Here is a 12964-nt window from a genome sequence, read left to right as displayed (position 1 = left end):
GGGGTAGTTAGTTTTTCTCTCGCTGACGTACCCTACATCCACTAATACCAATTCACTAAAATCATGCAGCAGATTCAAATCCAGAAACTCTTGCAAAATATGGATTTTCTTAATTTTGTAGGCGCAAGCCTTCTCTCCGAGACGCTATGCGAACCCGTAGTGTATTTTGTAGCTTGCTTTCCGTAGGGTATTTTGAATTGGTATGAACCTATTTCCAGCATGAGAGCGGATAGCGTTGACCGTTCCATGTAGTCCAACCCGTGGTTCTATTGTTTGTAGGCTTGGGTAAATACCATCGATTGCCATCAGCATGACGGAAATACAATCCGCCACGATTCCCTTGACGCGGTTCTGTCAACGCCACCCAGCGCGAACCGTTGTCAGAAAAACTACCTTTCCAGCGCACACCAGAACTGGTGCTGCAAGTATCACCGTTACAGCTTGTTTGGCTATCATCAACTACATCCCATCTCATACGGGCTGGTCGTCCGTCGATATTACAATCCCAATAACCACCCCACCATCCAGAAACCTGACCAGCAGGGGAAGGAGGAGAAATGACGAAGGATAAAGCGATCGCAGATGATAGAGTTAAAAGCGATCGCCGCATTAAAGTCTTCATAAAATTACCTCTTATTTTGAAAACTAGATTGTCGGTCATGTGATTTTTGACAATGGTTAAAAATCAAGGTAAAGGCTATCAGTCTTTAATAAATGAGGTATGACGTTCTTATTTTGAACATCAGAGTAAGATTCAAACCGAAACCTAACATTTAAATCATTTGATAATTTAATTACCAACTTTCACCAACAGGCTCGCTATGAAAATACAGTCATAAACGAGCAAGAAAAACTAAAAAAATAGATATTAAATTTATCAGCTAGTAGGGTGTGTCAGTATGAATGATTTCTGAAGATAGTTAAGTTTTTCGCACTGACTCACTGACTCACTCTACATATACTCAATGATTTGCCTTAACTTTTATTGAGATAACCTATTCCCTAACGGCTCCATAAACTACCACCAAAATTCTCTCCACCTGAGATTTTTTCGATACGATTACCTGATATCCTCAGCGTCATCTCACCATATCCTCTAACCGCACCTTTAGGAACATCAGCCCAGCTGCCAATTATTTGGTTGCCCCTGATTGTACCCTGAAATACGTTTGACCAAGTTTCTCCACCATCAGCACTTTGACCATACCACCACAACTGATTACCCACTTGGCGAATAAAGTAAACTCCACCATCATTACAGTTCCAAACGCCTGTTAAACTGCTAGCTTGTGCAACAGTAAAAGAGGTCTGAGAAAGCTTTGTAGAGAGGAAAGCATTGTTTTCTTGTGTGGAGACTTGAGGCTTTTGATTAAAAGCATTAGCATAAGTTGATTGAGATATCATGATAACTGCAAGCGGAATCATTGACATATACGCAAGTTTTAATAATCCCAAACTTGATTTTCGGAATTGCATAAAATCTCCTTTAAGTTTGTATTAAATTACTGCCTATACGTAAAAACAATCAGTAATTTAACTGAATAATTTATCATCTAGAAATTTGCTTTTATATGAAAAATCATAAAATGTCATAAAAATTCAGGTACAGTCACACTACTTTTAATTGCGATCGCCAATACCTTATCAACTAAGCAGATGCAAAAAGTTAAATTAAAATATTATATTGATTTAAGATTAAGACGTAATCGTTAATAGTCAAGGGTTTCAGCTTGCTTAACATAGCTAAATAAATACTTTACAAAACTCCTGATATTTTATGTATAGACAGCCATATCGTTACGTTGCATAATTCGACTCAAAGAACGATACACATCCTAGTTTACGGGCTGAGAAAACTTCTTTAAGTAAGTTTAGATTTACTTTATTTGGGTAGGGTGCGTCAGTATGAATAATTTCTAATTATAGTTAGCTCTATCACACCTATGATGAAGTCCGTAGTAAGGACTTTAGTCCTCACTACAAACTCAATCCTGTTACTAAACAGCCGTAGTTTCTGCTGTATTCGTAACTTGCACCAACTCATACAATTTGGTTTCAAATTTCTCCATACAGGCTGACCAATCGTATTCCAAGATGGAAGGACGAGCCTGTGCGGCCATAGTTGCTCTTAGTTCAGGGTTAGAGAGAATTTCTACAACCTTTTGAGCAAAATCTGCGGGATTGTTGGGTTCAGCTAAAAAGCCATTTTGACCAGGAGTGACTTGTTCTGAAGTTGACGGTGCTAAAGCTGCAACTACAGGAGTACCGGAAGCCAAAGCTTCATTAGTGGTGGTGCAGAAGTTTTCCGTCACAGAAGGATTGACAAACACATCCGCGCGCGCAAACCAACCTAACAACTCTGTACCGTGGGACTCACCCCAGATAGTAATACCTGAGCCGAACTTTTCAGCGCGTTTGCGAATTTCTGCATCTAGAGGGCCACTACCCACAATCACTAAATGCACGTCGGGAATTTTGGCAGCAATAAAAGGATAAGCATCAATTAATTGGGGGACATTCTTTTCAGCAGTGATGCGTCCGACAAAAAGAATCGTCGGTCTATCGTCATCGGGGATGGGGTTGTGACAGATATTGCGAGGATGGAATTTTTCGCAATCTATTCCCTGATAAGGAACGTATTCGCTAGGATGACAGCCGAGATTTTGGTATTTAATTAATTGTTCGCGAGAAGAAAAGACATTGAGATCGTAGACTTCGCTAGACTGCTTCACCAGCATAGGAATGATGGGACGCAAGAACTTAAAGAAGACATCACCCAAGTAGTATCTGATATAAGCAACGATATCTGTGTGAAAGACTGAAATAATGGGGGTTTTAGTCCGTTGGGCGTACTGCACACCTACAGGACGACCATAACCTTGGATTAAAGCCGAGTATACCCCCCGCATTTGGGCTGATTCCTCTACCACGATGATATCGGGTTGAAACTCTGTTAGTAATTTGGTGTCGCTCCAATGGCGATAACTCAACGGTTGGGGTAGAGATTTGTAAAAGATTAGCGGTTCGGTGGGGAAGGAGTAGGACGAGAAATTGGGATAAGATTTTAACTCATCTAACCCAGGCATAGGGCGATCGCCTACTTGTTTAGGATACCGATCATTAAACTGGGGATGGACTAAAAAGACCTCATGTCCTTGTTGTAGTAACCAACGCACCCTCTGGTGAACAGCAACAGAAACACCAGTCAAAAAAGGAGCATATAACCCTGTAAATAAAGCAATGCGAAGTTTAGGCTTGTTCATAATCTTGAATAAGTTTGTGAATCTTGTTTGATCAATTTGAATAAGGTCTAGGATTTACGCATTGATTCCAAGAGTTCACAGAGAAATTTGGCGATCGCTTGGTTGATCTTGTGTTTGATAGGGACGATATTCCTTCAATCGGATCTGCCAAGAACCTTGCACTTCATAGGTAACACCACGCCAATGGACTGTCGGCATATCAAATGAGCGAAACATGGCTATGGCATAAATCCAGTGTGTGAAAGGCATTCCTATGATCATCTTCCAGATGAGTGGCCATGATAATTCTATGACTGGCTTACCTTGAGAACGAATCACTGGCTGAATACTCAACTCCAAGAAGATCATGAGCATCACTAACGCCAGTATATAAATTACGTACCAAAGGAAGGCGAGAGTAGCTGTATTGCCATCACCACTAAACGAAGCTAGTACCATCACCACAATTAACAGATGTGGTAACAAAATCGTAAACACCGTATCAGCCACCACCGCAGGCCACAAAGGGTGGTAAAGACGAGAAGCCATTAATTGACGTTGTAACCAATACCTCAAACTTGGCAAATCTGTCTCTTCTTGATTCAACATAATCAAAGAAGGTACAAACTTCACCTTCAGGTTATGTTTACCCAAAACACTACGAATCATCGTGTCTTCGCCAAAGGCTTGTCCCCACTTCTCCAACAGTCCTGTCTGATGCAACACCTCTGTCTTAATAGCTAAAGTCCCGCCCCAAGGAATCCCGTAGAGGTACATCTGTACAATGGCTGAAACATTCCAGATGTAACGGACTAGAGAACCCCAATACCTGCCTGTAGGAAGATACCAACGATTTCCTGTAGTTGCACCCACAGAAGGATTATTTAACGGTGAGACTAATTCCCGCAACCAATTGGAATGCACTATCGTATCAGCATCCACTAACGCCACAACCTTATAAGACTCATCTAGTTCCGATACCGCTTGAATTAAAGAACTACATTTGAGACTACAGGTCTGTCGGATACTTCGCAAATGATTAATTTGGTAATTAGTCACACCCAATTGATTAATCGTATCGCTCACCACTTGCCAAGCTGGGTCTTGTTCACTATCAATAATCAGCTTCACATCGTAATTTGGATAGTTTTGCTGAAGTAAAGAAGTTAAACAATTAGGTAAAAACGGGTCAGCACCCCTTAAACACAACACAACGGCTGTTTTCGGTAATTGCTCATCAGACAAAGTTTTGGAGGGAGAATTTAAACTCCACAAAAACAGCAATACGCTGCTCACCTGAATAACTAACCAAATAACCAAAAATTGCGATATCGACACCACAAAATCATTCATTATTTATGACCTCTAAAAAATCATTCACCAGCTATTTACAAAGTTCATGATCTGTTCTAGAGAGCATATCTAATCGTGATTGAGTGACTATGAAGTCTTGCACCACTATCTGAAGCAATAATTTCTCCATCTTTTGAGAGACTCCAATCAGCAATTAAATTCTCGATATTCCCAGGATTGAGCGGAAATAAACAACTGTAGGATTTACGCAGAATTAAAACAGATCAAGAGTTTGCACCACTTCGTTATGTAAATCCTCAGTTAAAAACTTAATAGCTAATTCACTTCTCAAATAAAACCAAAAAACCCCTTTTAACCTTATTCATTCTCTGCATTAACTTTGGCATTAATTCCTGCCTTTCTTATGCTCCCAACCCCAGAGAATGGGAGTGTTCAAAGAGAAATTTTGCTATCAACAGGTTGATCTAAAAAATCATAGGGATGATACTCGACCAACCGTACATTCCAAGGGCTGCGAATCCGGTACATAATCCCTCGCCACTTGACAGTTGATATCCATATAGAAGAGAGCATCGCTAGCCCATAAACCCATTGTGTTAAAGGTATAGCTAACAACATTCTCCCTATCAATGGCAAAGACAACTTTGTCCCTGGCTGACCTTGATGGCGAATCACTGGTTGTAATACCATCTCAACCAGCAGCATTAACGAAAGTAATCCCAAAGTGTAAATGCTGTAGGATTTAAATAATAAATCTGCTACTTCCCACTGGGCATCACCTAACGACAAGAAGAACAACACAATTGTGAAAGTGGGAAACAAAATACTAGACACAGCCTCACTGACAATAGCTAGCCATCTGGGATGGTAGAGACGCGAATAAAGAATCAGACGTTGGAGATAGTCAAGTATCCCCAACAAATCACACTCTTCACGATTCACCATAATCAGCGACGGCACAAATCTCACCTTCAAACCATGCTTTTTGAGGATGTTGTGCATCATCAAATCTTCCCCAAAAGCCTGCGCCCACTGCTCTAAAATTCCTGTGTGACGCAGTACCTCTGTTTTCACAGCCAAAGTCCCACCCCAAGGAATACCAAATAGGTACATCTGCACAACTGAAGCAATATTTCCTGTGTAGCGTACCAACGAACCCCAATATTTGCCAGTAGGTACATACCAACGATGACCGGTAGTAGCCCCAATTTTAGGATTATCTAAAGGACTAACTAACTCTCTTAGCCAATTGGAATGTACAATGGTGTCTGCATCAACTAAAGCCACTACTTGATAAGAATCATCCAATTCAGAAATAGCTTGAATCAAAGAACTACACTTGAGACTACAGTTGTGGCGAATGATTCTTAAGTGATTAATTTCAACATTAGTCACACCCAATTGATTAACGGTATCATGAGCAATTTGCCAAGCTGGGTCTTCTTGACTGTCGATAATCAGCTTTAAATCATAATTGGGGTAGTTTTGTTGTAAGAGTGCCTCAATACAGTTGGGTAAAAAAGGATCAGCCCCACGCAAGCACAGAATTACAGCCGCTTTAGGTAACTGTTCATCAGGTAAATTTTTCGTCTGCGACAATCGCACATATAACAAAAATAACAGTGAAATAAATACCTGAATCCCCAACCATCCCAGCAAAGACCTAAACAAGAATGCTGCCAGTTCTCTCATGACATTTATAAGTCTCCGGCAACCTGTGCCATCTGTAATAGTTGAGAGGGAATTAAACCAGTTGGTAGTAAGCACTTTAGTCCTTGAGAAAATCAGCACTAAAGTGCTTACTACCAACCATTGCTAACTTAGGGATCAAGTGAGTATTTCAAATCAATATTGACAGTTGTATTTTTGGTGACAGTAAAACTGGATTTACTAAACTTAGGTGTCCCAGTTTGAATAGAAACTTTAGGATTATTAGAAATCCCAAAGCCTTCCTTGGGAATGCCAAAGAAATCAGAATCTAGTTTTTGATTACCATTTTGATCATCTACTACCGCTACAGCATAAGTGCCGCGTTTTAAGCCATAAAAATGCTTAGTGATAGACTTACCTGTAATGCGAGTACAACCGCTTTGTACTTCACTGCGATCGCTTAAAGGAAAGCCTTTTTCACTATCATAAATTCTCATGCAAATTTGACCTTTTTGATGCCGGATTCCGTTGACAACTACTGTTAATTTAGATGTAGGCTCTGCATTCAAAGGTTTAATACAAGTCAAGCTTAGTAAACTAGCTAATAAAACTTGACTTAAGCGATGAATTTTCATTTGTTTCTCCTTGTTATTAGGGAATGGGGACTGGGGAATGGGGACTGGGGACTAGGGATTAATTTTAAATCTCCCCTGCTCCCTGCCCCCTGCCCCCCTGCCTCATTTAAGTAGCTTTTGAATATCAGTTGTTTCTAGCCAATGCTTGGTTTGACTTAGCCCTGTTTCTAAATCAATTTTGGGTTTGTAATCTAATAAACTTTGGGCTTTAGCAATTGAACAGGCATAGGGACGACTCATAAAATCTACCGATTCTGGAAGGATATCCGCTTTCTTACGAAATAGTTTTTGTCCCTGATGGCGTAGCTTTAAAAACAGTTTTATTTCATCTTTTGGTAAAGACATAGGCGTTGGTAAACCTTCCATTGCGGCTAGGCGCATGAAATATTCTTTCCAAGATGTTGCTTCGCCATCGGTGATATTAAAAATCTCGCCGTGTGCCTGTTTTTCTACTGCTAAAAAGATAGCATCAATCAAGTTATCTACATAGACATGATTAATAACACCTTGTCCATCATTAGGATAAGCAAATAACTTTTGACGCATGAAGTGAATAGGTCTAACTACCCAAGGTAAACTTCCAGGCCCATAAACATCACCAGCGCGAATAATAATGATGCCGAAATCTGGGGGAGAATTGAGGGGTAAAAGTTCCTTTTCGGCAGCTATTTTGGTTTGACAGTAGGGGTTATCATTAGCGGAGAGTTGACCAGATTCGGTGATGCGATCGCTATAATCAAATCCATACACCAAAATACTAGAAAGATGCACAAAAGTCTTGACACCAGCACTTTTAGCAGCTTTCGCCATATTCACAGCTCCGCCAACGTTCATTTCCTGAAACTGTTTAATGGGGCCAGCTTCTTCGGTAAGTTGAGCAGTATGTAAAACAACATCTACTCCCTGACAAGCCTTTTGCGCCACAGTAGCATCGGTGATACTACCAACAATTACTTCAGCACCTAATTTCTTGGCTGCATCAGACTGATTAGAGCTTTGCAACCCACGCACCTTGATTCCCTGTGCGATAGCTAACTCAGCCGCACGCAAGCCGATAAATTCATCAATTCCAGTAATCAGCAGAGTCTTATTTTGCAAATTCATACTTATTAAAGAGGGGTGTAGGGGTATAGGGGTGTGGGAGTGTAGGGGTGTAAGGGTGAGGTACACAAAAAACTAATTACTGTTTCCTCTTCCCTAATGACTATTGACTAATGACTAATGACTAAAAAATATCTGCCGGGTCTGCGGAACGAAGTTTGTTAATAGCAAGTGCGCCTGAAGTTATGCACATTAACACGGCTGAAATAAAGACAATTAAAGCATTGTTTCCAGTCATAACGATTGGTAACTTTGTAGCTTCCATTGCAAAATCATACAAAGCTACGGAAACTAAAAACCCTGGGATGTAAGCTAATAATGCTAAGATTAAAGCTTGTTGAAATACCACATTTAAAAGATAAGAATTGGGATAGCCAATAGCTTTTAATGTGGCATAAGCAATAAATTGGGTAGCAATATTGCTGTAGAGAATTTGATAGACAATAACCACACCCACAACAGAAGCCATTGTCAGCATGAGGTTGAGAATGAAACCAATTGGTGTTCTAGCAGACCAATATTGTTTTTCAAAATCAATAAACCCTTGGCGTGTAAATACCCTGACATCATTAGGTAAATTAGCACGTAAATTTGCTAATACTTTGTCTTTATCAGCTTTGGGACTGAGAGTGATGATACCTATATCTATTTTTTCAACTGGGCGAGTATTGGGATTGATGCGAAGAAAAGTTGAGTCACTAACAATTAAGTTACCATCAACACCAAAGGAAGGGCCTAAACTAAATAAGCCACCAACTCTAACTTTGTAACCTCTAGGCCCATCAAAGGGAAAGATTTCAATTGTCTGTTCGGTATCGCCTTTTTCAAAATTTTCAGCGATGGGGCCAAATTCTGGTCGTGAATCCCTGTCAAATAACATGACATCAGGAATTTTCAGCCTATCTAAATTCTGCTCAATTTCAGGAATATTCAACACAGATTGGCCTGGGTCGAAACCCATTACATAGATAGAATATTTCTCTCCAGTTGCCGGGTTTTTTAACTTAGCAAATTGCAAATACATGGCGTTAACTGATTCCACGCCCTCAAACCCTAAAGTTTGGTATAAACGAGTCCGAGAAAAACTTTGATTTGCCGTCAAAGCTTTATATTGAGAACTAACTAAAAATAAGTCACCTTTGAGGCTTTGGTGTACTGCGGTAGCACTAGAATAAAGAGCGTCTTGGAAACCAAGCTGCACAAACATCAGCAAAACAATGAAGGCAATACCGGCTACAGCTACCAGGAAACGCAGCCTTTGTTGAGCTAGCTGTAGCCATGCTAAAGGAATTTTAAAATTCATGGCTTGAGGTTGGGGAGTGGGGATTGGGGATTAGGAACTGGGAATTTGGGGATTGATCACTTTCCCCGTTCCCTAATGGCTGTTGACTAATGACTAATGACTGTTGACTATTGACTGTTGACTATTGACTAAATCTGAATCGCCACATCAACTTGTAAGTTAGTTAAACGAGATACCCGTTGATTATCTGCGGGTTTATCGATAGATATTTTGACTTCGATGATTCTGCGGTCTGTGTCAAAGTTGGGGTTGATACTGAATATGCTTTGTTTATCAACTTGTAAACCAATTTCTTGGACTGTTCCCTGTAGTTTTCCGCTAAATGCTGTACTGGTGATGATGGCTTTTTGACCTACACGGACGTTCTGAATATCGGTTTGATAAACTTCTGCAACAACATACATTTGTGATGTTTTGCCAATATCAGCAAAGCCTGTATTACCTATCGCTTCCCCAGTTTTGGCATGAATTTTCAAGATTTTGCCGTCTATTGGAGCTTTAATATAAGCTAATTCCTGGTCGGCTTTAGCTTGTTTGACTGCTGTTACAGCACTTTTGACTTGATTTTGCGCTAACTCTACATCTACAGTCCGTACTTCTTGAATACTGTTGAGTCTCGCTTTACCTTCTTTGATTTGGTCAGCGAGGGTGTTTTGAGTGCGGGTAAGTGCAGCTTTGGCTTCTGTTAGTTGTTGTTGTGCTGTTTTTAATTGCAAGGCTTTGGCATCAGCCGCAGAAGCAGTGACAGCACCTTCTTTGAGTAATTGTTGATAGCGATCGTTTTCTGTTTGGGCGTTATTCACTTCCGCTTGGATACGGTTGATTGTTGCTTCTTGAGTCGCAATCTCTCCTTTGAGTTGTGACTGTAAGCGCGCGATGGTTGATTTTTGTGCTTCAATGTCTCCAGGTTTAGCACCTGCTTTTACCTGTGCTAGCTCAGTTTTAGCAATTTGTAGTTTATCTAAAGCTTGCTCTAGGGCTGCTGTAGCACGGGTATAATCTTCTAAATATGCTAATACTTGCCCAGCTTTTACTTCGTCTCCTTCTTTTACCAACAACTTTTCTACACGAATACCGTTAGTAGAACTAGGTGCTGATAAAGTTGTTACTTCGCCATCTGGTTGTAAACGCCCTAAAGCTGTGACAGCAACTTTCACAGGTGCAACTTTAGAAGGGTTAGCAGACAGAGGTTGGTCTGATGAACGGAATTTTTGCGGTGCAAAGTTGTATAAGGTGACAATTCCAGCCGCAAAGGTAATTGAAACTGCCAAAACTAACCGCCACCGACCTTGGGGTTTAATCATTAATTGGCGCAAGCGTTCTTTGTTGACTTCCATATTTTCATTCCCAAATTATTAATGAAGGGACTAGGAATTTTGGATTTTGCGGAAAGTTATGTAGACGGGTTTTCTGCCGTAGGAACGCCACTTGCTACAAGCCGGGAAACCCGTCTAAAGCAGTGGCTCAACTTTTCAAGACGGATTTTGGATTGAATTCAATCCAAAATATTCTCTGTGTTGCGTTTGCTACCCTAACGCCAATTTACAATCCAAAATTGAGAAGTTGAGAATTAGTAAAAGAAGCTTTTATACTTCTTGTCTTCCACAGTTAATGATGGCTAATATGAGCAAATTTTCCCTGTATTAATATCGATGAGCAAAAGATTCTAATTAGAAGTATGTGAATGCTTAGAAAGTTTGATACAAGCCGCAGAAAAGTTACTTAGCGGTGATACTAAAGATGGTTAATTGACTACAAATCTTTCTCTGTTTTACACTAATTAGACTTCGCATCAAGTAGCGTAAAATACGCTTATTTTTTTAACTTAAATCCCAACTAATACGAAGCGAAAATTTAAAGAGTTGATGGGGGAAATTTCATAAATACGTGTTCGATCATTGCAAAAAAATATGATTTTGTCAATTGATATGGGATTGTGGTGTCTTTCCCTGACTTCTGCTGATGATGTGTGTTGAATATTATTGATGAATTGCGATCGCCTAAGTTGTGTAGTATTGGACATTCTGAGAAATCGCGGTTGTTAAATCATGGTTTCTGGATATTCTTGAAACATATCCGGCATATCTAAGTCGTAATGCTCAGTGATTTGATTCACTGTCTTTAATTTTGCATTTTGAATTTTTAATTTTGAATTGTCTATGCCTACAGTAGCCATCGACCAGATTAAAATCGGTCGTAACCGTCGTCCGGTCAAGAGTGAGAAGGTTGATGAACTGAAGGAGTCAATTAAGGCTAATGGCTTGCTTAACCCCATCACTGTAGACCAAAAGCTCAATTTGGTTGCGGGATTACATCGCCTGACGGCTTGTAAGTTGTTGGGCTTGGAGGCGATTGAATGTAATATCGTCGCGTATGCTGGTGCTGACCAGGCAAGATTGGCGGAAATTGACGAAAATTTGATTCGCAATGAGCTAGAACCGCTAGAACGTTCAGAATTATGGCTAGAACGTGACCAGATTCTGGAACGTATGGGTTTACGGGCAAAAGCGGGTGATAATCAACATACTTTCAATCAAAATACAGCAGGTGGTGAAATCGTTTCACCACCTAAAAGAACTGTAGAGTTAGCCAAGGAAGCTGGTTACTCAGAACGCACTTTTCAGCATGGGAAGCAGATTGCTAAAAGTATTCACCCAGAAGTGAAGCAGCTCATTAAGGGTACAGCGATCGCGGATAGTCCCACCGCACTATTAAATATTGCAAGAGCAGGGACAAAAGAACGTACTCTAGCTGAATCAGCACAACAAGCTAGTGAGTCAGCTTTGGCTAGGGGAGATATTGCTGAAGCCGAACGCCAAGCACAATTAGCCGCAGAATTACAGGCGCAGCAAAAAGAATTACAGACATTAGCTTACAAAAGTGCTATGGCGCAAAAAGCCGCTAAGTTAGCTGTCAAGAAGACTCAAAATAAATCAGAAAAAATAGCCAGTATATCTCCCCATTCCAACAGCCAAGCAGGTAATGAATGGATATTAGGCAGACATCTAGTATATTGTGGCGATACCTCAAAACCAGAATTTCGTAACCTATTACCTTCAGATGCAGCCTTGGCGATCGCGACTCTCTCAAGCACCTGGGAGCATAACTACTTGGTAGATGAAGCCAGAGTTGTCGCCGTCATCCGTTCGGAAGGACATATTTATGATTTCTACAAACATAATCAAATGCCCTTTCAATATGAGTTATTACTGGGCAATCTTTATATAGGAATTTTTTCCCATCAAACAATAGTGAAACCTCAAACACCAATTAATGTTGAAGGTGTGGAAGGAATTATTAACTATTTGCTCAATTTGTACACCAACCCTAATAATTTTGTGATTGCTCCATTTATGGGACACGGTGAAATTCTCATTGCTTGTGAAAGATTAGGAAGAATTTGTTTTATCGGTGACAGCAACTCAGAATTGGTTAACCGTGGACTAAATCGGTGGCAAACATGGACAGGTAAATCAATTCAAAATGCAACATCATCTACAGCCAGCCTAACGACCACAAAACTTGTAGTCGATATATAGTATCTGTTACTTTCGTTCCAGAATTTATTCCCCATTCCCAATGCCCCATGCCCAATTCCCCAATATTTGTTTTGTTTATTGTGTACAATATATGAAATGAATCTTTGCTTAATAAATACTCTTCAATTGTCAACGACCATTTATATTAAAAATTCATCAAAAAACATCTCATAATTATGA

Annotated in this window: 10 protein-coding genes; 1 reads left to right on the top strand and 9 read right to left on the bottom strand. The window is 40.1% G+C overall.

Annotated elements, in window-relative coordinates:
- Positions 1-208 precede the first annotated feature (208 nt).
- The 9 genes from CLI64_RS27000 to CLI64_RS26960 all read right to left on the bottom strand — a co-directional run bounded on the left by CLI64_RS27000 (position 209) and on the right by CLI64_RS26960 (position 10582).
- Positions 209-622, bottom strand: a complete 414-nt coding sequence (locus CLI64_RS27000) for a DUF6006 family protein (RefSeq protein WP_103140093.1) — start codon at positions 620-622, stop codon at positions 209-211.
- Between the two features lie 380 nt (positions 623-1002).
- On the bottom strand, positions 1003-1404 hold the full coding sequence (locus tag CLI64_RS26995; protein WP_225977440.1) for a hypothetical protein: 402 nt from the start codon (positions 1402-1404) through the stop codon (positions 1003-1005).
- 593 nt (positions 1405-1997) lie between these two features.
- Positions 1998-3263: a glycosyltransferase gene (locus tag CLI64_RS26990; protein ID WP_103140092.1), complete on the bottom strand. Its 1266-nt coding sequence runs from the start codon at positions 3261-3263 to the stop codon at positions 1998-2000.
- A 75-nt stretch (positions 3264-3338) separates the two neighbouring features.
- A complete protein-coding gene (locus CLI64_RS26985; protein ID WP_103140091.1) occupies positions 3339-4595 on the bottom strand; it encodes a glycosyltransferase family 2 protein in 1257 nt (418 codons plus the stop codon).
- 393 nt (positions 4596-4988) lie between these two features.
- Positions 4989-6248 carry a glycosyltransferase family 2 protein gene (locus CLI64_RS26980; protein ID WP_103140090.1) on the bottom strand — a complete coding sequence of 420 codons (1260 nt, stop codon included), beginning with the start codon at positions 6246-6248 and terminating at the stop codon, positions 4989-4991.
- A 128-nt stretch (positions 6249-6376) separates the two neighbouring features.
- Positions 6377-6841: a DUF2141 domain-containing protein gene (locus CLI64_RS26975; RefSeq protein WP_103140089.1), complete on the bottom strand. Its 465-nt coding sequence runs from the start codon at positions 6839-6841 to the stop codon at positions 6377-6379.
- A gap of 102 nt (positions 6842-6943) precedes the next feature.
- Complete coding sequence (locus CLI64_RS26970; protein WP_103140088.1) at positions 6944-7945, bottom strand: NAD(P)-dependent oxidoreductase; 1002 nt, start codon at positions 7943-7945, stop codon at positions 6944-6946.
- A 121-nt stretch (positions 7946-8066) separates the two neighbouring features.
- On the bottom strand, positions 8067-9245 hold the full coding sequence (devC, locus tag CLI64_RS26965; protein WP_103140087.1) for an ABC transporter permease DevC: 1179 nt from the start codon (positions 9243-9245) through the stop codon (positions 8067-8069).
- Positions 9246-9373: 128 nt separating this feature from the next.
- Positions 9374-10582, bottom strand: a complete 1209-nt coding sequence (locus CLI64_RS26960) for an ABC exporter membrane fusion protein (protein WP_103140086.1) — start codon at positions 10580-10582, stop codon at positions 9374-9376.
- Positions 10583-11404: 822 nt separating this feature from the next.
- On the opposite strand from CLI64_RS26960, the gene CLI64_RS26955 reads away from it, so the two are divergent.
- On the top strand, positions 11405-12784 hold the full coding sequence (locus CLI64_RS26955; RefSeq protein WP_103140085.1) for a ParB N-terminal domain-containing protein: 1380 nt from the start codon (positions 11405-11407) through the stop codon (positions 12782-12784).
- Positions 12785-12964 lie beyond the last annotated feature (180 nt).

It is taken from the genome of Nostoc sp. CENA543 (genome assembly GCF_002896875.1).
In the GTDB taxonomy this organism is placed as follows: Bacteria; Cyanobacteriota; Cyanobacteriia; order Cyanobacteriales; family Nostocaceae; genus Trichormus.
Note: the sequence above shows the minus strand (reverse complement) of the source record. Positions and strands in the feature narration are given on the sequence as shown.

Coding starts and splice junctions, on each gene's coding strand:
- CLI64_RS26975 (WP_103140089.1), bottom strand. CDS start 6,841: ATGAAAATTCATCGCTTAAGTCAAGTTTTATTAGCTAGTTTACTAAGC.
- CLI64_RS26960 (WP_103140086.1), bottom strand. CDS start 10,582: ATGGAAGTCAACAAAGAACGCTTGCGCCAATTAATGATTAAACCCCAA.
- CLI64_RS26970 (WP_103140088.1), bottom strand. CDS start 7,945: ATGAATTTGCAAAATAAGACTCTGCTGATTACTGGAATTGATGAATTT.
- CLI64_RS26985 (WP_103140091.1), bottom strand. CDS start 4,595: ATGAATGATTTTGTGGTGTCGATATCGCAATTTTTGGTTATTTGGTTA.
- CLI64_RS26980 (WP_103140090.1), bottom strand. CDS start 6,248: ATGAGAGAACTGGCAGCATTCTTGTTTAGGTCTTTGCTGGGATGGTTG.
- CLI64_RS26990 (WP_103140092.1), bottom strand. CDS start 3,263: ATGAACAAGCCTAAACTTCGCATTGCTTTATTTACAGGGTTATATGCT.
- CLI64_RS27000 (WP_103140093.1), bottom strand. CDS start 622: ATGAAGACTTTAATGCGGCGATCGCTTTTAACTCTATCATCTGCGATC.
- devC (WP_103140087.1), bottom strand. CDS start 9,245: ATGAATTTTAAAATTCCTTTAGCATGGCTACAGCTAGCTCAACAAAGG.
- CLI64_RS26955 (WP_103140085.1), top strand. CDS start 11,405: ATGCCTACAGTAGCCATCGACCAGATTAAAATCGGTCGTAACCGTCGT.
- CLI64_RS26995 (WP_225977440.1), bottom strand. CDS start 1,404: ATGATATCTCAATCAACTTATGCTAATGCTTTTAATCAAAAGCCTCAA.